Genomic DNA, 20213 nt, shown 5'->3' with positions numbered 1-20213 from the left:
TCTGGCCCGCGGCCGCCGGGTGCAGGCTGAGGTGCGCCCCGGCTGCCACCCGGGTTCGGGGGACGCCCGCCCGAGGACGTAGCGTTGCTACTTCAGAACCCGGGTCGGGCCGCTTCACAACCGTGAGGCCCCAACGGGTTGACATGGTCGTCCTCTGGGGGGCTGCGTTTGCGCCGTTTTGAGGAAGAAGCTCCATGCCTGAACGCACCACCGCGGTACCCGGACACTCACGTATCGGGGCCGGAGCCCGATACTCGCACGCGGATCCGAGCCTTGCTCGCTCGCTGAGCCGGCGGCACATCCAGATGCTCGCCATCGGCGGCACGATCGGAACCGGGCTGTTCATGGGCGCCGGCAAGACCATCTCCCTCGCCGGGCCGGCCGTGATCTTCGTCTACATGATCATCGGCTTCATGCTTTTCTTCGTGATGCGGGCCATGGGCGAGATCCTGCTGTCCAACCTGGACTACAAGTCGTTCAGCGACTTCGCCGGTGACCTGCTTGGCCCGTGGGCGAGCTTCTTCACCGGCTGGTCGTATTGGGCGTTCTGGGTGGTCACCGGCGTCGCCGACATCGTGGCCATCTCCGGCTACGTCGACGTGCTGGCACCGGGCACGCCGCTGTGGATCCCCGCGCTGCTCACTCCGGTTGTGTTGATCCTGCTCAACCTGCCGAGCGTCAAGGCGTTCGGTGAAGCCGAATTCTGGTTTGCGCTGATCAAGGTCGTCGCCATCGTTGCCCTGATCGGAACCGGCCTGGTGATGATCAGTACGCACTTCACCTCCCCGTCGGGTGCCGTGGCCGGCTTCGAGAACATTTGGAACGACGGCGGGATGTTCCCGCACGGCGTCGCCGGCTTCGTGCTCGGCTTCCAGATCGCCATCTTCGCCTTTGCCGGAATCGAGCTTGTCGGCACCGCGGCCGCGGAGACGAAGGACCCGGAGAAGAACCTGCCCCGGGCCATCAACACCATCCCGCTGCGGCTGCTGCTCTTCTACGTGGGTGCCCTGGTGATCATCATGTCGGTCAACCCGTGGCGCACCATCGACCAAGGCAGCAGCCCTTTCATCGGTATGTTCGCCCTCGCCGGGCTGGGGGTCGCGGCCATCGTGGTCAACCTGGTCGTGCTCACTTCCGCCACCTCGAGTGCCAACTCCGGCATCTACTCGACCTCCCGGATGGTCTACGGCCTCGCGCAGGACGGCAATGCCCCGAAGACCTTCGGCACGCTGAGCAGCCGCAAGGTGCCGAGAAACGCCCTGCTGTTCTCCTGCATATTCCTGCTGGCCGGGCTGGTGCTGCTGTACACGGGTGATTCCTTCATGGGCGCTTTCACGCTTGTCACCTCGGTGGCATCTGTGCTGACGATGTTCGTCTGGTCCATCATCATGGTCAGCTACCTCGCTTTCTTGCGCCGCCGTCCCCACCTGCACGTCGCCTCGAAATACAGGATGCCGGGCGCTCGGTTCATGCCCTGGGTCGTGCTGGCGTTCTTCGCCTTCATGCTCTGGGCCCTGGGCCAGGCTGACGACACGCGCCTCGCGCTGGTCGTGGCCCCGGTCTGGTTTCTGGCCCTCGGCGCCGCGTGGTGCGTCAACCGCAAGGCGCCACTGCAGCAGGCCCGGATCGTGGAGTGGAAGGCCGACGTTCAAGCAGAGAAGGCCACGCTCGTCCGGCGCTAGATCCGCGGCCGCCGCGACCAGCGGTCTGCCTTCATCGCGAGGTGCAGTTCCAGCCGCACCTGGCCGCCCAGCGGGTCAGCGCCGATCAGGGTGCGGATCTTCGCCAGCCGGTTGTAGATGCTGCTGCGGTGCAGGTGCAGGGCCGCCGCGACATCCTGAACCGACCCGTCGGTGTCGTAGAGCAGTTCCAGCATCGGAAGCAACTCGTGGTTGTCGTCGAAGTCCCGCAGCTCGGCGAAGTAGACCGATTCCACGGGGGAAAGGTTGCGGCTGCTGGCCGCGAGGAATTGGTAGACGCCGATCTGGCGGAAATCGGCGATGGTGCCCAACCGGGCGTCGACGGTGGCGGCCTGCACCGCTTTGCGGGACTGGATGTAGGCATCCGGGAACCGTCTGAGATCGGTGAACACCTCGCTGAAGCCCATCAGGTCGGGGCGCTCGGGGGTGCCGCCGCGCCGGGCGAGTTCGGACCGATAGCGGTGAAGCATCTCGGTGTGTGCCACCTTGCCCGGTGAATCGCGCAGCAGCACAACCGCGTGGGTCTCGGTGCCGGCGCTGAACCGGGCCGCGTCGATGCCGACCGTGGCGTGCAGCGCCGAGATCCGCTGCAGCAGAACGCCGGCGGCGAAATCGGGCGTGGCCTCGCCGCCGTCGGCCTGCTCGACGGGGCGGGGCATCAGGGTGGCGAGATGCCACGGGCCGGTCGCATGAATCTGCGGCCAGCCCGCGATCTCCTCGATGGCGGATGTCTCCGCGTGGCAGGCCGCGAGGAATAGGGCCTCACGTTGACGGCGGTGCTCGGATTCGGCGGTGTTGGTGTCGAGCAGGGTCTCGGCCAGCCGGTCCAGCTGGCCGCGCACGGCGGGCAGCTCACGGAGGATCGCCTCCGGGGATTCGTCGTGCGACCCCTGCATCGCCCACAGGTAGCCGACCCGGAACCCCCGCACCATCAGCGGCACACAGACGCGGCCGAGCATGCCCAGCGCGGCGTTGGCGGGAACGGCGACGGGACGGACCGCTGTGCTGATTCCGTGCTGCAACTGCCAGGCGCTGACGTCGGCGGGCACCTTCTTGCTCAACAGGAAATTGACCCGCACGCTGTCGGCGAGCGGCTGGTCCCTGCTGTACGCCAGCAGGCCTCCGTCGAGGTCCTCGAGCGAGAGGGCGCGGTCCAGGCCGGCCGCGAGGTGTTCGACCAGGTCTTCGATTTCCGCGGTTCTCATTGGCTCAATGCTAGGGGGCCGGAGCAGGCCGGAAACGGACATCAGGCGACGCTTGCCGGGTTGACGCGCGACAACTGTCGAGTGACAAAGCGGTTCCCCATCTCGGTGACCGGTGCGGTCCGGAGCGAAGCCGACCGTGATCACCAGAAAAACCCCTGAAGGCGGGGCTTATTTATAGTGCGGTGGAGCCGTTGTCGGCATCGGGCTCCGCCGCTGGAGCGCAGGCCCGACGACGGCGTGCGGCTCGGGCCGAATTGCTGGATTTAGTCTTGACCCCGCTGCGGTTCACCGTCGAAAGTGGCGCCGCGGCCCCCTGTCACAAGTCCAACTGAGCAGTACTGAGCAACGGAGTCGGCCATGATCATCGGTGTACCCAAGGAAATCAAGAACAACGAATTCCGCGTAGCCATCACAGCCTCGGGCGTGCACGAGTTCCTGGCCGCCGGCCACACCGTGTTGGTCGAAAAGGGTGCCGGCCTTGGATCGCACTTCAACGACGACGAATACCACGTGGCCGGCGCCGAGCTGGTCGACTCCGCCGACGAGATCTGGGCCCGCGCCGACATGGTGATGAAGGTCAAGGAACCGGTCGCTTCCGAGTACCACCGCTTCCGCGAGGGTCTGATCCTCTTCACCTACCTGCACCTGGCCGCCGAGCCTGACCTCACCCGCGCCCTGACCGAAGCCGGCGTCACCGCCATCGCCTACGAGACGGTGCAGACCGCCAACCGCGCGCTGCCGCTGCTGGCCCCGATGAGCGAGGTGGCCGGCCGACTGGCCGTGCAGGTCGGCGCGCAGTCCCTGATGGCCCCGGCCGGCGGCAAGGGCGTGCTGCTCGGCGGCGTGCCCGGGGTGCGCCCCGCGAAGGTCGTCGTGCTGGGCGCCGGCGTCGCCGGCACCAACGCGGCCGCCATGGCAATGGGCCTCGGCGCCGACGTCACGATCCTCGACATCAACATCGACCGGCTGCGCCAGCTCGACGCGCTGTACCAGGGCCGGCTGAAAACCGTCGCGTCCAACTCCTACGAGATCGAGAATGCCGTGACGGATGCCGACCTGGTCATCGGCTCCGTGCTGATCCCGGGCGCCAAGGCCCCGAAGCTGGTCACCAACGCCCTCGTGGCGCGCATGAAGTCCGGCTCCGTGCTGGTCGACATTGCCGTGGACCAGGGCGGCTGCTTCGAGGACACCCACGCCACCACGCACGAAAACCCCACCTACCGCGTTCACAACTCGATTTTTTACTGCGTCGCCAACATGCCCGGCGCCGTGCCGAACACGTCGACCTACGCGCTGACCAACGTCACCCTGCGGTACGCCCTCTCACTGGCCAACCTGGGCGTGAAGGCGGCGCTTGAGCGCGATGACGCCTTGGCCCTCGGACTGAACGTCGCCGCCGGAGCGGTCACGAACCGTTCCGTGTCCGAAGCCCACGGCCTGCCGCTGGCCGACTGGCGCGAGCTCGTCACCGCGTAGCACCGCGAGCGCTCCTGGCCTGCCGCCGGTCGAGCAACCGGTGGTCGGGCAGTGCTCGAGCTCCCCGAGACCCGGTGCGCCACCCCGCGCTGACTACAGAGATTTTCGCAACACGCCGCTCAGCCGGGCGCGAAAACCGGGTTGCCCGAAAATCTCCGAGATTCCGTCACGACGGATGCCCGTTGCGGACACTGCGACACTGCGGCGCACGTTAGCGGGGCGCCGGAACAGCCGTCCCCGTCAGGCGCTGCACCAGGGCGAGGGAGTGGTGCAGTAACTCTCCGGGGCTGCCGGTGAAGCCGCCGGAGAACCACTTCTGCATCGAGTAGCGCATGACACTGCCCGCGAGGGCGACGACCATTCTGGCCTCGTCGGCCAGATCGGGGGTGCCCGTCTCGGTGCGCCCCTGGGCGTGGAAGCGGTCGAGGACCAGCTGCACCAGATGCTCCTCCAGCTCCGCGATGCGGGACGTCTCCCCGGTGAGGAGTTCCGGGGTTCGCTCGATCAGCATCCTGCGGTTACGGAGGAGTTCCGTGTCGGGGGAGTGGTCGGCCACGGCGGCAGCGATCATTTCGACGAGGTCGCCCAGCACGTCCCGGCCGGTTCCGTGCACGAACGCCTGGTGTTCGGCATCCGTCGGCTGAGGCGGCGTACCGCCGAGGAACGCGCCGTCCTTCGTGCCGAAGTAGTTGAAGAAGGTGCGCGGCGAGACCACGGCCGCCTCGCAGATCATGTCGACCGTCACGTGGTCGTAGCCGTGCTCGAGGGCCAGCGAGATGGCGGCCCGCTCCAGCGCCGACTGGGTGGCCGCGCGCTTGCGGGCGCGCAGCCCCAGGTCGGCGGCGGGGCTGGCCGAACCGGGGCCGCTCGGGCCCGCACCGCTCGGGCCCGCGCTACTCATACCGCAGGGCGTCGATCGGGTTCTGCCGCGCCGCGGCCCGGGCGGGCAGGGTACCGGCCAAGAAGGCGATCAACATGACGACGCCGATGATGACGGCGATCGAACTCGGCGCGAACTGCACGACCTGAAGTCCGGGCAGGTTCTCGAACACTGTGGTAGCGAGGATGTTGCTGACCACCGAGCCGACGCCCACCGCCACGAGCGCGCCCAGGGCGCTGCCCAGGAAGCCGATGAAGACGGCCTCGGTGCTGAACAGGGCGTAGACACGGCCGCCGTTCATGCCCATAGCCTTCATCAGGCCGATCTCCCGGGTGCGTTCCTGCACGCTCATCAGCAGCGTGTTGATGATGCCGAAGCCGGCGGCGATCAGCGCGATCACGGCGAAGGCGTTGAGCACGCCGATGATGACATTGATCACGGTTTCGAACGAGCCGATCTGGTCCGCGACGGTCTGCGAGGCGTAGCCCTGGTCGGCGAGGTCGGCCTTGATCGCGACGATCTCCTCATCGGAGGCGTCCAGGTCGAACCGGGCGGTCGCGCTGGCATAGCTCTGTGGTGCCCCGGCGGGGGTGCCGGCGAGTTCCACGTCGTGCAGCCGGTCGGTCAGCGGCTGGTTGAGGCCGGCCCCAGCGCCAAGGATGGTCTCGTTCTGCACGCCGACGATGGTGGCCGGAACCTGCTGCGGGGTGCCCGCGAAATCAGTGATGCCGATGGAGACGGTCCGGCCGATGGCCGATTCCGGGGTACTGAAGCCCAGCGCGTCGAGGTAGGTGGTCGGCAGCAGAAGCTGGTCGGTGGCGCTCTCGTTGTCCAGTTGAGCTCCGGCCGCCAGGTCGGCCGTGGTGAGGGTGGCGGCCGCGTTCACGATCAGCTCGAATTTTCCGCTGCCGTCGTACTCGATGAAGTCGGGCGTGACCTGCACCGCCGGGTCGACGCCGAGGATGCCGCTGGTGGCTTTGATCGTGTCGAGGTCGGCGTCGGTGATCGCCTGGATGGTGCTGCCGGGGCGCGAGCCGTTGCCCAGGCTGATCGTGGTGGCCTTCTCCGGGTCATACGCGGCCGGTCCGTCGCTCTCCGTCGCCGCGGCGCCGTCGGTCTTGGAGACCGTGAGCACATCCGCCGCACCGATCGCCGAGACCTGGCTGTTGATGTAGCTCGTCACCCCGGTGCCGATGCCGCTGGTGATGGTGAGCGTGAACGCACCGATGAAGATGGCGATGACGGTCAGGCCGGTGCGGAGTTTGCTGCGTAAACTGTTTGCGATCGCGGTTGTGATGATGTCGACGAACTTCATGCGCGTGCTCGCTGGGGCTTCGAGATGGCGTCAGGAGATCTGGTGAGGTCCTCGATCCCGTCCCGAATGAGGATCTGGCGGTCGCAGCGGGCAGCGAGATCGATGTCGTGGGTGACGATGATGAGCGTGATGCCCTTGACCTTGTTGAGGGAGAAGAGGATGTCCTCGACGACGGCTCCGGTGGCCGTGTCGAGGTTGCCGGTCGGTTCGTCCGCGAAGATCACCTTCGGGTTGTTGACCAGGGCCCGGGCGATGACGGCGCGCTGCTTCTGCCCGCCGGAGAGGTTCCTGGCCTTGTTCTTCGCCTTGTCGGCCAGCTCCAACTGCTCCAAGGCTTTCATTCCGCGCGCCCTGCGCTCCTTCGGGCTGACCCCGGCTATCTTCAGGGGGAGCACGACATTCTCGAGCACGCTCGCATTGGCGGTGAGGAAGAACTGCTGGAAGACGAACCCGAAGTCCTGGTTACGAAGCCGGTTCACCTCCTCGCCCTTGAGCTTCTTCGCATCCGTTCCCTCGACCAGCAGCGCGCCGCTGTCCGGGTCGTCCAGCAGCGCCAGCAGGTGCATGAGCGTGGACTTGCCGGACCCGCTCTTGCCGACGATGGCGACGGATTCACCGGCGCGGATGTCGACGGAGACTCCCTTAAGCGCGTCGAAACGGTTCGCCCCGCTCCCATAGGACTTGCCGATGTTCTGGGCCGAGAGAACGGGAACAGTCATAGGGGCAGCCTCCTTCGGGGACTAGTCATCGGGTCGCACGTCTGCAGAGACATCACAATTACGGTAGCTGCACCGATGCCCCGCTAGCTGGGTGCGCCCTGTGCAGGGGCGGTGCATCTCCTTCTGTGGTCTTCGGCCGGACAGGGCAGGGCCCGGATCAGTGGATCCGGGCCCTGCTGCCGATCGGTTCTCGGTCAGCGCACTATTCTCAGGCGACGGATCAGCCAGACGGTTGTCCCTGCCAGGACCAATCCGATCAGGACCATGATCCCGGGAGCCGCGCGATTGAAGCTCAGCGTCTCGGCGCCATCGGCCAGCTTGCCTGAACCCGCGGCGACCTTGGCATAGCCGGCGCTCAGCTCGGCGGTGCCGGCGGCGAGCGTGTTCGCGCCGTCCAGGAGCGTCCCGGAGCCGTCCGATACCTTCTCGGTGCCCACGGCCAGGGCGGTAGACCCGGTTTCGAGCGCAGTGGTGCCGGTGACCAGCGTGGATGCCCCCGCCGCGAGGGTCTGCGTGCCGTCGGTCAATGACCCGGCGCCGATCGAGATGCGGGTTGCGCCGTCGGCGAGACTCACGGCGCCAGTCGCCAGGGTCGTCGCTCCCGTGAACAACGACGAGGCGCCGGCGGCTACTCGGCTGGTGCCGCCCTGGAGCGAGCTTGCACCGGTGGAAACCGCGCTGGTGCCGGCCGCAACCCGTTCGGAACCGGCGGTGAGGGCCTGCGTACCGACCTGGAGTTCCGAGGCCCCCGTCGCGACGGCACCTGTCCCCGCGGCCACCGCGGTAGCTCCGCCAGACACCTGGGCCGCGCCGGCGGCGAGGGTTGTGAGCCCGTCGCGCAGTTCTGCGGATCTCGTCTGGAGCACCGCAGTGCCCTCGCTCAGGGGCGTCAATGCGTCACGGAGGACGGCCGAACCGTCCCGAAGGGCAACAGCCCCGGACTCAACCCCCGTGGTGCCCGTGTGCAGGCTGGAGGCGGCGGAGCTCAGCCCCTGGAGAGTGGCCAGAAGGGCGTCCGGGGTGATCGTGTCCGCCTCGACCTGGTCGGCCAGGGTGGCGAGGGCGGCATCCAGCCTCATGGCGCCCGCAGCGACGCGGCTAGCTCCGTCGCTGAGTTCGGTGGCCCCCAGCGCGAGGGCCTCGGCGCCGCGCCGGGCCTGGTTCGTGCCCTGGGCGGCGGATGCCGTTCCCACGGCGAGCAGGACCGAGCCGTCGCGAGCAGTTCTGGCGCCGAGGGCTGCCTGGCCGGCGCCGGTGGCCAGGGTTGCCGCACCCGCGGCAACCTGCGTTGCGCCGGCGGAGACCTTCATGGCGCCGGTCCCTGTCGTGGCGACGCCGGCGGCGAGAGTCGCCGCACCGGTCGCAGTAGCTCCGGCACCGGTGGCGAGAGCGCTCGCTCCGCTGGCGGCGGTGGCGGCGCCGGCGGACAGCGTCTCCGCGCCCCGTGCGGCCGATTCGGCGCCGAGCACCAGCCTGGTGCTGCCGCTGACGCTCGTGAGTGCTCCGTCGAGGAGGGTGCCGGCGCCGGCCGAAGCGTTCGCCGCACCTGTCGCCAGGCTGACGGCGCCCGTGTTGGCCCGGGTCGCCCCGGCCTGGAGGTCGGCCGCACCGGCGGCCGCGGCGGCCGCGCCCTCCGACAGCGTTTCGGCGCCCACGGCGAGTTGCGCCGCGCCGCCGGTGACTTTCAGTGAGCCGGCTTCGACCGTGACGGCTCCGGTGGAGAGTTCTCCGGCGCCGCTGGCCAGCCGCCCGGTGGTCAGGAAGAAGAACGTCAGCAGCATGACCAGCATGAGGCTGAGCCCGGCCACAGTGGAGCGAATGCCAATGGTGCCTGGGCGGGATAGTGCACGGTCAGATCTCGTCATTGAGGCTCCTTGAAAGACGTGAGCGGGCATGCGGGCATGCCGGAACTCGCGTGGTGTGGTGTGCGGTGCGCGGTCAGACTCCGACGTCGCGGCCGGTGGTTCACGGCCGCGCGGCACGGCGGAACGCCGAAGTGACACGACCGTAGCAGTGGGGAGAGGCCACGAACCGAAGCCCGGAAAAGTTCGGGGCCAGGGCTAACGCATTCCGCGCTGACTATATATCGTTTGTGGGATTCCTACAGGGCTACCCCCCGAAAGGAGTGCCAAACATCACAGGTCGAGGGACTCGTTCGGCTCGAGCGGGAAGAACTCGCCACCGTTTTGCTCGGTGGCCCACTGAATCCGGGCATTGGAAAGTTCCTTGCCACCCCGGGAGAGTCCCATTTCGTGGGTGGGGAAGGTGCGGCGCGGCTCGAGGGCCAGCACGTAGTCCATCACCTCGCTGATCTTGAGCCAGGGCGCGCCGGCCGGAACGGCGAGGGTCTGCACTGTCACGCCTTCCGGAATCGCAAACGAGTCACCGCCGTAGTAGAGCTCCTCGTCGACGAGTACGCCGAGGTTGTCGATCACCGGGATCGTTGTGTGGATGATGGCGTGCGTGCCGCCGAAGAAGCGCAGCCGAAACGGCCCGGCCTCTACCATGTCGCCGGCGCTGACCACGGTCACGGGATAGCCGGCGGCGGCGGCGGCGACCCCGGCCGGGGCGAAGATCGCCACGTCGGGGTTCAGGGCGATGATGCGGTCCAGCTGTTCCGGGGTCCAGTGGTCGGGGTGCTCGTGGGTGAGCACGACGGCGGCGGCCCGGGCGGTGTCGGTGAGCGGGCTTGTGAACGAGCCGGGATCGATGAACAACTTCTGGCCGGCCTTGTCGAGAATCAAGGCCGCGTGCTCGAGTTTCGTCAGTTTCATGAATTGAGCTAATACCCAATCTCAGAGCGCTGCAAGCTGAGGCCATACTGGAGCGGTGCCTCCATGTCTCCACCTCGTCGTCGCCATCAACGCCGCCGCCGCTTTCGGCCGCCGCAGCGACGTCGGCCCTCGGGTTGCCCAGGCCTTGGTCGCGGGCGGCCACCAGACGACCAGTGTGAGCGCCCCCAGCTTCGACGCGCTTCGCCGCGACGTCCAGGGCGCCCTGGTGTCTCGGGTTGACGCTCTCGTGGTCGTCGGCGGCGACGGGATGGTCAGCCTCGGCACCAACCTCCTGGCCGGCACGAGTCGACCCCTGGCCATCGTGCCGTGCGGCACGGGCAACGACCTCGCGCGCGGGCTGGGGATCCCGGTCGACGACACGGATGCCGCCATCCGTCACCTGCTCGATGCCCTCACCCGCCCGCCGCGCGCCATAGACGCCGCCCGGGTGCGGTGCGGCGACACGACGATCTGGTCCGCTGGCGTGCTTTCGGCCGGGTTCGACGCCGTGGTCAACGAACGGGCCAACCGGATGCGCCGGCCCCGCGGGAAGAGCCGCTACACCCTGGCCATGCTGCTGGTTCTGACGACGTTTCGGCCCATCTCCTACCGGCTGACGGTCGACGGCCGGCCACGCCGGGTGCGCGCCATGTCGATCTCCGTCGCCAACAACGTGTCGATCGGCGGCGGCATGCGCATCGTTCCGGGTGCGGTGATCGACGACGGCCTGCTGGACCTCTTCATCGTGGCCCCGCTGTCGCGGGCGGGTTTCCTCCGCGTCTTCCCGAAGGTATTCTCGGGCACGCATACAACCTTGCCGCAGGTGGAAATCACCCGGTGTCGCAGCATCCGGATCGACGCCGACAGGGTCGCCGCCTACGCCGACGGGGAGCGGGTCGGGGCAATGCCGGTGCAGGTCGACGTGGTACCCGGAGCTCTGCTCGTGCACGCCTGAGCCGCTCAGTTTGGTTTTAGCTGTGGGCGTGTGGCATATTAGGTGAGTTGCAAAACGGCCCCATCGTTTAGCGGCCTAGGACATCGCCCTCTCACGGCGGTAACGCGGGTTCGAATCCCGCTGGGGTCACAACAGCCCGATTTCCTTATTTTCGAGGGGCACCGGGTGTCTTGTTTAAGCGAGACCCCCGGTAGACTCCACCGAGTGAAGGGGAGTATCCCTGTGCCCGTTTCGGGCACTTCGCCGTGGACGTCAGCACGGGCCGCGTCGCAGGGGCCCGGCACGGCGGTATCGACCCATCGATACGGGAGAGACTTTCAGGTTTCCTGCTGCCTCCAGCATTCCCTTCCGTGAAAGGCTCTACACGCATGGAAATTGCTCTCCCGCTCTGGTTTGAGATCGGGTCGCTCGTCGTCCTGACGCTCATCCTGGTTGCCGATCTCCTCATCGTCTTCAAGCGGCCGCACGTACCCTCGATGCGCGAGGCCAGCCTGTGGGTTGCCTTCTACGTGGGACTGGCCCTGATCTTCGCCCTGCTGATGCTGGTTCTGGGCGACGCCGAGCACGCGGGGCAGTTCCTCGCCGGCTGGCTCACGGAGTACAGCCTCAGCATCGACAACCTGTTCGTTTTCGTCATCATCATGGCGAGGTTCTCGGTGCCCCGGAAGTACCAGCAGGAGGTGCTGATCGTGGGCATCATCATCGCGCTGGTGCTGCGCGGCATCTTCATCCTGCTCGGAGCCCAGCTGATCGAGAACTTCAGCTGGATCTTCTACATCTTCGGCGCGTTCCTTCTCTACACGGCCGTGCACCAAGCGGTCGCGAAAGAGTCCGACGTGGACGAGGCCGACAATGGCCTGATCCGCTACCTGCGCCGGCACATGAACATCTCGTCGACCTTCGAGGGTTCTAAGTTGCGCACCCTGGTCGACGGCAAGAAGGTCTTCACCCCCATGCTGATCGTGCTCCTCGCGATCGGCACCACCGACCTGGTCTTCGCCCTCGACTCCATTCCGGCGATCTTCGGCATCACGCAGAGCCCCTTCATCGTGTTCACCGCGAACGTGTTCGCCCTGATGGGGCTGCGTCAGCTGTACTTCCTGCTGGGCGGGCTGCTCGAACGCCTCGAATACCTCAAGTACGGGATCGCATTCATCCTGTTCTTCATCGGCGTCAAGCTTGTCTTCCATGCCCTGCATAACAATGAGGTCTTCTTCATCAACGGCGGCGAGGGCGTGGGCTGGGCTCCGGAGATCGACACCTGGACTTCGCTCGGGGTGATCGTGGTCTCCATGGCCGTGGCCACCATCGCCAGCCTGATCAAGGCTCGGCGGGATGCTCGCCGGCGCGGTCACACCCTCGCCGAGGAGACCCCCCACTACGTCGAGGAGTGACATTCGCCGACGTGCCTCGCACGCCCTTGAACACAGGAGCTGACGTGGCCTCGCAGAGTGAGAGCGAACTGGTGCTCCCCGCAAACCGGGTGCGGTTCGTGTTCAGTGCCCGGAGCGACGTCGGCCGCGAGCGCAAGGTCAACGAGGACAGCTTCCTGGCCCAGGCCCCGGTCTTCCTGGTCGCCGACGGCATGGGTGGTCATGCCCAGGGCGACGTGGCCAGCCAGACGGTCGTGCGGGTCTTCGAGGAACACATCGCCTGCGACGCACCGTCGACCCCGGAACGCGTGCTCGACGCCATCCACTCGTCGAATGATGCGGTGCGCGACCTCAGCGCCGTCGACGACTACGGCACCGCGGTGTCCGGCACGACGCTGTCGGGCATCGCGTTCGTCGACGCCGGCGACGACGTCGGCTTCCACTGGATGGCCTTCAACGTCGGCGACTCGCGGGTCTACACCTGGGACGGGCACACGTTGGCGCAGCTGAGCGTCGACCATTCCGCGGTGCAGGAGATGGTCGACGCGGGTCTCATTTCCCGTGACGAGGCGGAGCAGCATCCGGAACGCAACGTGATCACCCGCGCGATCGGCGCCGACGAGTCCGTGGACGCCGACGTGTGGCTGCTACCGGCGTCCGGGCGGCACGCGTTCCTGATCTGCTCCGACGGACTGACCAAGGAACTCGGCGCGGCCGAGATTGCGAGGATCCTGGCATCCTATGCCGGTGATAGCTTGCCCAGCCGGTCCCGTGCAGACGTGCTCGTCGACGCGGCTTTGGCCCGCGGCGGACACGACAACGTGACGGTCGTCTATGTGGAGTCGGAACTGGGCAAACCCGGGCAGGACGACACCGCCGACACGAACGAAGCAGCGAGCCACAGATAGAGTGACGTCGTGGACACAGCGGAAAGCACCCTCGAACGAGGGGCGTTAGGCAGAGCTCGCACACGCACAGTGTTAGCCTGTCAGGGTGCTGCTGCGTCGACTCCCTCTGCTCTGCCGCGACGAGTCCCAGTTCTGAGGCCTCTCTCGTCGTGGAGTTGCTGGTTGGCTGCATACCCATCGTTGAGGAAGACGCACACACATGACTGATGCACCACTGCTGGACGAACGTCCGCGTACTCTGGCCGAAAAGGTTTGGGACAAACACCTCGTCGCCAAGGGCGAAGACGGCACGCCCGACCTGATCTACATCGACCTGCACCTCGTGCACGAGGTCACCAGCCCGCAGGCCTTCGACGGGCTGCGTCTGGCCGGACGCCCTCTGCGCCGCCCCGATCTCACCATCGCCACGGAAGACCACAACACGCCGACCCTGGCGATCGACCAGCCCATCGCCGACCTCACCAGCCGCACCCAGATCGAGACGTTGCGGCGCAACTGCGAGGAATTCGGCATTCGCCTGCACTCGCTCGGCGACATCGAGCAGGGCATCGTGCACGTCGTCGGTCCGCAGCTGGGCCTGACCCAGCCGGGCATCACCGTCGTCTGCGGCGACTCTCATACCTCCACCCACGGCGCCTTCGGGGCCATGGCGCTCGGCATCGGCACGAGCGAGGTAGAGCACGTGATGGCCACCCAGACTCTGCCTCTGACACCCTTCAAGACCATGGCGATCACCGTCGACGGCACTCTCCGCCCCGGCGTGACGGCCAAAGACATCATCCTCGCCGTGATCGCGAAGATCGGCACCGGCGGTGGCCAGGGCTACGTGCTCGAATACCGCGGCAGCGCCATCCGCGCCCTCTCCATGGAGGGTCGCATGACCATCTGCAACATGTCGATCGAGGCCGGCGCCCGCGCGGGCATGGTGGCCCCGGATGCGATCACCTACGACTACCTTCAGGGTCGCGCACATGCCCCGGCAGGCCAGGATTGGCTCGACGCGGTCAGCTACTGGGACACCCTCGCCACCGACGACGGCGCCGTGTTCGACGCCGAGGTGCTGCTCGACGCCGACACTCTCGAACCCTTCGTGACCTGGGGCACCAACCCCGGGCAGGGCGTATCCCTGAGCGATACCGTGCCGGACCCGTCCGGAATCATCGACGCGAACGAGCGCTCGGCCGCCGAACGCGCCCTCGAGTACATGGACCTGGCGGCTGGCACCCCGATGAAGGAGATCCGGGTAGACACCGTCTTCCTCGGCTCCTGCACCAACAGCCGGGTGGAGGACCTGCGCGCCGCCGCCAACATCATCCAGGGCCATAGCCTGGCCCCCGGCGTGCGGATGCTGGTGGTGCCCGGTTCTGCGCGGGTGCGCATCGAGGCCGAGGCGGAGGGCCTCGATAAGATCTTCACCGACTTCGGCGCCGAATGGCGCTTCGCCGGCTGTTCGATGTGCCTCGGCATGAACCCCGACCAGCTCGCTCCCGGCGAGCGGTGCGCTTCCACGAGCAACCGCAATTTCGAGGGTCGTCAGGGCAAGGGTGGGCGCACGCACCTCGTCTCCCCGCTGGTCGCGGCGGCGACCGCCATCCGCGGCACGCTGTCGAGCCCGTGGGACCTGGTCCAGAATGGAGACGAGTAAGTAATGGAAAAGTTCACAACCGTCACGGGCATCGCGCTTCCACTGCGCCGCTCCAACGTCGACACCGACCAGATCATCCCCGCCGTCTACCTCAAGCGCGTCACCAAGACCGGCTTCGAGGACGCCCTCTTCGCCCGCTGGCGCGCCGACCCCGACTTCGTACTCAACAATCCGGCCTACGAGGGCGCCCGCGTGCTCGTTGCCGGCGCCGACTTCGGCACCGGCTCCTCGCGGGAGCACGCCGTCTGGGCGCTCCGCGACTACGGCTTCGACGTGGTCCTCAGCCCCCGCTTCGGCGACATCTTCCGCGGCAACGCCGGCAAGCAGGGTCTGCTCGCCGGCCAGATCTCCGAGGCCGACGCCCAGCGCCTGGGGGACATCATCGAGGCCTGTCCCGGAGTCGAACTGACGGTCGACCTCGTGTCGAGAACCGCCCGCGTGGGCGCCCTCACCGTTCCGTTCGAGATCGATGACTATACCCGGTGGCGCCTCCTCGAGGGCCTCGACGACATCGGCCTCACCCTGCGCGATGAAGCGCGGATCGCAGAATTCGAATCCCACCGGGAGCCATGGCGGCCCCGCACTCTCCCCGCAAGGCAGGTACGTTTGTGAGCACCATCAGCGAAATCACCCAGGACCGTGAAGACGACCAGAACCGGTCGGACGCGCAGAACCGCGAGAACGCCCAGAACTGGGGCGCGGCCGTCGGGCTGCAGGGCGACCGGATCACCATCCGCGGCGGCATCCCCCTGGTCGGCCGGATCGAACTGAAAGGAGCGAAGAACCTGGTCACCAAGGCCATGGTCGCGGCCCTTCTCGGGGAGAGCCCCAGCACGCTCAAGAACGTGCCGAACATCAGCGACGTGCGCATTGTGCGCCAGCTGCTCGAAGTGCACGGCGTCAAGGTCACCGACGGCGCCGAGCCCGGCGAACTGCTGCTCGACCCGGTCGACGTCGAGAGCGCGCATTTCGCGGCGATCGACGCGCACGCCGGTTCCTCGCGCATCCCGATCCTGTTCTGCGGCCCTCTGCTGCACCGCCTCGGCGAGGCGTTCATCCCCGATCTCGGTGGCTGCCGCATCGGCGACCGCCCGATCGACTACCACCTGGACGTGCTGCGCAAGTTTGGCGCCGTCGTCGAGAAGCAGCCCAACGGCATCCGGATGTCCGCGCCCAACGGGCTCAAAGGCACCAAGGTGTCCCTGCCCTACCCGAGCGTCGGCGCGACCGAGCAGGTTCTCCTGACCGCCGTGCGCGCGGAGGGCATCACCGAGCTCAAGGGCGCGGCGATCGAGCCCGAGATCATGGATCTCATCAACATCCTGCAGAAGATGGGCGCCATCATCACGGTCGACACCGACCGGGTGATTCGGATCGAGGGCGTCGAGCGTCTCGAGGGCTACAACCACCGCGCCCTGTTCGACCGGAACGAGGCGGCCAGCTGGGCGGCAGCGGCCCTGGCCACCGACGGCGACATCTTCGTCGGCGGCGCGCGCCAGCCCGAGATGTTGACGTTCCTGAACGTGTTCCGCAAGGTCGGCGGGGCGTTTGACATCGAAGACGACGGCATCCGGTTCTACCACCCGGGCGGCGACCTCAAGCCCGTCATCATCGAGACGGATGTGCACCCCGGCTTCATGACGGACTGGCAGCAGCCGCTCGTGATCGCCTTGACCCACGCGCACGGCGTCTCGATCGTGCACGAGACCGTCTACGAGCAGCGCTTCGGCTTCGTGGACGCTCTCGTCGAGATGGGCGCCACCATCCAGATCCACCGGGAATGCCTCGGCGGGCACCCCTGCCGGTTCGGCCAGCGCAACTTCAACCATTCAGCCGTGATCACCGGGCCGACGAAACTGACCGGCGCCGACATCGAGGTTCCCGATTTGCGCGGTGGCTTCAGCCACCTGATCGCGGCGTTGACCGCGAAGGGAACCTCCACCGTCAGCAACGTCGGAATCATCAGCCGCGGCTACGAGAACTTCATCACCAAACTTCAACTGTTGGGGGCTGACTTCGATCTCGAAGGATAATTGGGCTGTGCCAGCATCCGATCCAGCGTCCGTGTCCGATCCAACGCCCCAGACCCACATCTCTCGTGGCGTCGTGAACCCCGGGCGGGAGCGTTCGGAGACCCGACGGCCATCCGTGTTCTGGGTGCTGGCGATGATGATCCTTCCGGTGATCAATCTCGCCGTGCGGTACAAGGTCACCGACGCCGCGAAGTTCCCCCGCTCGGGAGCGTTCGTGATGGCGCCCAACCACTTCAGCGAGATCGACCCGCTTCTGATGGGGGTGCTGAGCTGGAATCTGGGGCGCGCGCCCCGGTTCATGGCGAAGGCATCCGTCTTCAAAATCCCGGTGATCGGGTGGCTGCTGCACAGGTCGGGGCAGATCCCGGTGCAGCGCGGCGGCAGCGTGCGCGGCAGCGAGCCCGTGAAGGCGGCCGAGCGGCTGGTAGAACGTGGCCAGATGGTCGTCGTCTACCCGGAGGGGTCGCTGACCCGCGACCCCGCGCTGTGGCCGATGCGTGGCAAGACCGGCGCCGTGCGGATCGCTCTCGAGCAGGGTATCCCGATCGTGCCGGTGGCCCACTGGGGAGCACAGGCGATCATGCCGCGCTACTCGAAGCGGCTGAGCCTGTTCCCGCGCAAGACCGTGCTGGTCAAGATCGGTGACCCGCTCGACCTCGCGCAGTTCCGGGGCCGCAACCTCGACCCGGCGACGCTCAACGAGGCCACCGCGCTCGTCATGGCCGCCATCACCCGGTTGCTCGAAGATCTTCGGGGTGAGGCGGCGCCGTCCAAGCGCTGGAATCCGGCCGAACACGATCAGAGAGAGACCGGACGTTTTGAAGCCTAAGGTTCAGCCAGGCAAACGGGTGGCCGTTCTCGGTGCCGGCAGCTGGGGCACCACGTTTGCCAAGATCCTGGCCGACGGCGGGGCCGACGTCGTGCTGTGGGCCCGCCGTCCCGAGCTCGCCCGCGAGATCACCGAGGCCCGGCGCAACAGCGACTACCTGCCCGGCATCAACCTGCCGGAGGGCCTGCGGGCCACCGCGAGGCTCGACCTGGCCCTCGCCGGCGCCGAGCAGGTGTTCGTATCGGTGCCGAGCCAGTCGCTGCGCGAGAACCTGATCCTGGCCGAGCCGTTCCTGGCTCCGGGCGCCATCGTGGTGTCGCTGATGAAGGGCGTCGAGCGCGGGTCCGGCCTGCGCATGAGCCAGATCATCGCCGAGATCCTGCCGATCAACCCCGACCTGATCGCGGCGATCTCCGGACCCAACCTGGCCCTGGAAATCGCCAAGGAACAGCCGACGGCGGCCGTGGTCTCCTCGAACAGCCTCGAGACCGCGCAGGCCGTTGCCATGCTGGCCCGCAACCGCTACTTCCGCTCCTACGTCAACACGGATGTCATCGGCACCGAATTCGGCGGCGTGCTGAAGAACCTCATCGCCGTGGCCATCGGCATCGTCGACGGCGTCGGCTACGGGGAGAACACGAAGGCGTCGATCATCACCCGCGGTCTCGTGGAGATGACCGATTTCGCGGTGGCCTACGGCGCGCATCCGGAGACGCTGGCTGGCCTGGCCGGCCTGGGCGACCTGATCGCGACCTGCCAGTCGCCGCTGTCGCGCAACAACACCGCCGGCCGGCTCCTCGGCCAGGGCTACGGCATCAACGATGTCGTCAAGCAGATGCAGCAGACCACCGAGGGTCTTGCGTCCGTCGGCCCCATTCTCGATCTCGCCCGCGCCAAGGGGGTGGACATGCCCATCGTTGAGCAGGTCCGCCAGGTGCTGGCCGGTACTCTGAAACCGCGGGATCTCGCCCCGCACCTGACCACGGACTCAGCGGAGCCGCAGGGCGAAAGGACGATTGATGACGAACAAGCTCACGGTGGCGCTGCTCTTTGGGGGTCGGTCAAGCGAACATTCGATCAGTTGCGCCACAGCGGGCGGCGTCCTGGCGGCGATTGACCGCGACCGCTACCACGTCATTCCGGTCGGCATCACCCGCGACGGAGCCTTCGTGCTCGAAGCGGATGACCCGGCCCGGTTCACATTGGACGCGGCCGAACTGCCGGAGGTCTTCGACAACGGCACCCGCATCCGGTGGCCGGAGAGCAGCCTCAGCCGCCAGCTGACCGTCAGTGACGGCGCCGGCTACCGTTCGCTCGGCAACGTCGATCTGGTCTTCCCGATCCTGCACGGCCCGTTCGGCGAGGACGGCACCGTGCAGGGGCTGCTCGAACTCGTCGGGCTGCCCTACGTGGGCTCAGGTGTGCTCGCGTCGGCGCTCGGAATGGACAAGCACTTCACCAAGACCGTTTTCCAGCAGGCTGCCCTCCCGGTCGCCCCGTGGCGTACCCTCACCGCCGGCGATTGGGTCGAGGCCCCCGGGATGGCGTTCGCGGCGGCCGAGGAGCTCGGGCTGCCCGTGTTCGTGAAGCCGGCACGGGCAGGGTCGAGCGTGGGCGTGAGTCGGGTGTCGAGCCTGGACCAGCTCGCCGAGGCGATGCGGGTTGCTCTGCTCGAGGACAACAAGGTTCTGATCGAGGCCGGGTTGCGCGGACGCGAACTCGAGATCGCAGTGCTGCAGGGGCGTCCTGGCGAGCCGACGCGGGCATCCGTCGCCGGCGAGGTTCGGGTCACCGGGCGGGACTTCTACGACTTTGCCGCCAAGTACCTCGGTGCGTCCGGCATCGACCTGGTCTGCCCGGCCGACCTCACCTCCGAGGAACTCGCCCAGATGCAGGCCCTGGCCATCCGCGCGTTCGACGCGATCGATGGCGCCGGCCTGGCGCGGGTGGACTTCTTTCTCACCGATGACGGCTGGGTGATCAACGAGATCAACACTATGCCCGGGTTCACCCCCATCTCGATGTTCCCGAGCTGCTGGCTGGCCAGTGGCTTCACCTACCCGCAGTTGATTGATGAGTTGATCGAGGTGGCGATCGCCCGCCGCGCCGCGCCGGCCGCGCTGCACCTGGCGGTCTAGCCGCCCTGCCGCGCGCCCGGCGATCAGGCCTTCTGCACCGTGATGGTCCAGTGGGCTTCTCCAACGCGATCGAAGTGGGTGACCGGGTAGCCGCTCTCCGCCGCCCAGCGTGGCAGGGCATCCGTCGCCTGCGTGCAGTCGAAGTTGATGGTGAGCTCGTCGCCGAGGTCGAGCTTCTCGATTGCGGCTCCGGCCTCCACGAGCGGGAACGGGCAGACCTGACCGTCGGTCTCAAGTACGTACTGTGCCATGTCGGGCTTCTT

At 67.4% G+C, this 20213-nt stretch carries 18 protein-coding genes and 1 tRNA gene; 12 read left to right on the top strand and 7 right to left on the bottom strand.

The window, feature by feature from the left end:
* Window positions 1-194 precede the first annotated feature (194 nt).
* The gene (locus tag E3O22_RS07650) at window positions 195-1682 is read left to right on the top strand and encodes an amino acid permease (RefSeq protein WP_134394181.1); all 1488 of its coding nucleotides are present in this window, start codon (window positions 195-197) and stop codon (window positions 1680-1682) included.
* Here the strand turns inward: E3O22_RS07650 and E3O22_RS07645 are convergent.
* Window positions 1679-2905, bottom strand: coding sequence for a CdaR family transcriptional regulator (locus E3O22_RS07645; protein ID WP_134394180.1), 1227 nt, complete (start codon window positions 2903-2905; stop codon window positions 1679-1681). The two genes, E3O22_RS07650 and E3O22_RS07645, sit on opposite strands and share 4 nt — an antisense overlap.
* Before the next feature lie 357 nt (window positions 2906-3262).
* Here E3O22_RS07645 and ald point away from each other — a divergent pair, with 357 nt between their 5' ends.
* Window positions 3263-4381 carry an alanine dehydrogenase gene (gene ald / locus E3O22_RS07640; protein WP_134394179.1) on the top strand — a complete coding sequence of 373 codons (1119 nt, stop codon included), beginning with the start codon at window positions 3263-3265 and terminating at the stop codon, window positions 4379-4381.
* A gap of 211 nt (window positions 4382-4592) precedes the next feature.
* Here the strand turns inward: ald and E3O22_RS07635 are convergent, their stop codons facing one another.
* The 5 genes from E3O22_RS07635 to E3O22_RS07615 all read right to left on the bottom strand — a co-directional run bounded on the left by E3O22_RS07635 (window position 4593) and on the right by E3O22_RS07615 (window position 10069).
* Window positions 4593-5282 carry a TetR/AcrR family transcriptional regulator gene (locus E3O22_RS07635; protein ID WP_134394178.1) on the bottom strand — a complete coding sequence of 230 codons (690 nt, stop codon included), beginning with the start codon at window positions 5280-5282 and terminating at the stop codon, window positions 4593-4595.
* The gene (locus E3O22_RS07630) at window positions 5275-6576 is read right to left on the bottom strand and encodes an ABC transporter permease (protein WP_134394177.1); all 1302 of its coding nucleotides are present in this window, start codon (window positions 6574-6576) and stop codon (window positions 5275-5277) included. The genes E3O22_RS07635 and E3O22_RS07630 overlap by 8 nt, the downstream gene beginning before the upstream one ends.
* Entirely contained in the window at window positions 6573-7295 is a 723-nt protein-coding gene (locus E3O22_RS07625; RefSeq protein WP_134394176.1) for an ABC transporter ATP-binding protein, read from the bottom strand. Before E3O22_RS07625 ends, E3O22_RS07630 begins: the two co-directional genes overlap by 4 nt.
* A 194-nt stretch (window positions 7296-7489) precedes the next feature.
* Window positions 7490-9160, bottom strand: a complete 1671-nt coding sequence (locus tag E3O22_RS07620) for a hypothetical protein (RefSeq protein WP_166784591.1) — start codon at window positions 9158-9160, stop codon at window positions 7490-7492.
* Between the two features lie 270 nt (window positions 9161-9430).
* Window positions 9431-10069, bottom strand: a complete 639-nt coding sequence (locus E3O22_RS07615) for an MBL fold metallo-hydrolase (protein WP_134394174.1) — start codon at window positions 10067-10069, stop codon at window positions 9431-9433.
* A 55-nt stretch (window positions 10070-10124) separates the two neighbouring features.
* On the opposite strand from E3O22_RS07615, the gene E3O22_RS07610 reads away from it, so the two are divergent.
* From E3O22_RS07610 to E3O22_RS07565, 10 genes are all read left to right on the top strand, one after another.
* The gene (locus E3O22_RS07610) at window positions 10125-11024 is read left to right on the top strand and encodes a diacylglycerol kinase family protein (RefSeq protein WP_134394173.1); all 900 of its coding nucleotides are present in this window, start codon (window positions 10125-10127) and stop codon (window positions 11022-11024) included.
* A gap of 56 nt (window positions 11025-11080) precedes the next feature.
* A tRNA-Glu gene (locus tag E3O22_RS07605) sits at window positions 11081-11153 on the top strand.
* Between the two features lie 239 nt (window positions 11154-11392).
* Entirely contained in the window at window positions 11393-12418 is a 1026-nt protein-coding gene (locus E3O22_RS07600) for a TerC family protein (protein ID WP_134394172.1), read from the top strand.
* Between the two features lie 44 nt (window positions 12419-12462).
* A complete protein-coding gene (locus E3O22_RS07595) occupies window positions 12463-13305 on the top strand; it encodes a PP2C family serine/threonine-protein phosphatase (RefSeq protein WP_241976556.1) in 843 nt (280 codons plus the stop codon).
* A gap of 199 nt (window positions 13306-13504) precedes the next feature.
* Window positions 13505-14950 carry a 3-isopropylmalate dehydratase large subunit gene (gene leuC / locus E3O22_RS07590; RefSeq protein ID WP_134394171.1) on the top strand — a complete coding sequence of 482 codons (1446 nt, stop codon included), beginning with the start codon at window positions 13505-13507 and terminating at the stop codon, window positions 14948-14950.
* A gap of 3 nt (window positions 14951-14953) precedes the next feature.
* Window positions 14954-15562 (top strand): 3-isopropylmalate dehydratase small subunit, encoded by a 609-nt coding sequence (leuD, locus tag E3O22_RS07585; protein WP_134394170.1) that lies wholly within the window; start codon window positions 14954-14956, stop codon window positions 15560-15562.
* Window positions 15563-15660: 98 nt separating this feature from the next.
* Window positions 15661-16983, top strand: coding sequence for a UDP-N-acetylglucosamine 1-carboxyvinyltransferase (gene murA, locus E3O22_RS07580; protein ID WP_233194190.1), 1323 nt, complete (start codon window positions 15661-15663; stop codon window positions 16981-16983).
* 133 nt (window positions 16984-17116) lie between these two features.
* A complete protein-coding gene (locus tag E3O22_RS07575) occupies window positions 17117-17812 on the top strand; it encodes a 1-acyl-sn-glycerol-3-phosphate acyltransferase (RefSeq protein ID WP_241976563.1) in 696 nt (231 codons plus the stop codon).
* A gap of 19 nt (window positions 17813-17831) precedes the next feature.
* Window positions 17832-18929 carry an NAD(P)H-dependent glycerol-3-phosphate dehydrogenase gene (locus E3O22_RS07570; protein WP_104103030.1) on the top strand — a complete coding sequence of 366 codons (1098 nt, stop codon included), beginning with the start codon at window positions 17832-17834 and terminating at the stop codon, window positions 18927-18929.
* The gene (locus E3O22_RS07565) at window positions 18832-19950 is read left to right on the top strand and encodes a D-alanine--D-alanine ligase family protein (protein WP_134394169.1); all 1119 of its coding nucleotides are present in this window, start codon (window positions 18832-18834) and stop codon (window positions 19948-19950) included. Before E3O22_RS07570 ends, E3O22_RS07565 begins: the two co-directional genes overlap by 98 nt.
* Before the next feature lie 23 nt (window positions 19951-19973).
* Here the strand turns inward: E3O22_RS07565 and E3O22_RS07560 are convergent, their stop codons facing one another.
* Window positions 19974-20201, bottom strand: a complete 228-nt coding sequence (locus tag E3O22_RS07560; protein WP_134394168.1) for a sulfurtransferase TusA family protein — start codon at window positions 20199-20201, stop codon at window positions 19974-19976.
* Window positions 20202-20213 lie beyond the last annotated feature (12 nt).

Origin of the sequence: Cryobacterium sp. TMT2-18-2 (assembly GCF_004402245.1) — a bacterium.
GTDB classification, from domain to species: domain Bacteria; phylum Actinomycetota; class Actinomycetes; order Actinomycetales; family Microbacteriaceae; genus Cryobacterium; species Cryobacterium sandaracinum.
The sequence above is the reverse complement of the archived record's forward strand: the minus strand, read 5'-3'. Positions and strand labels throughout refer to the sequence as shown.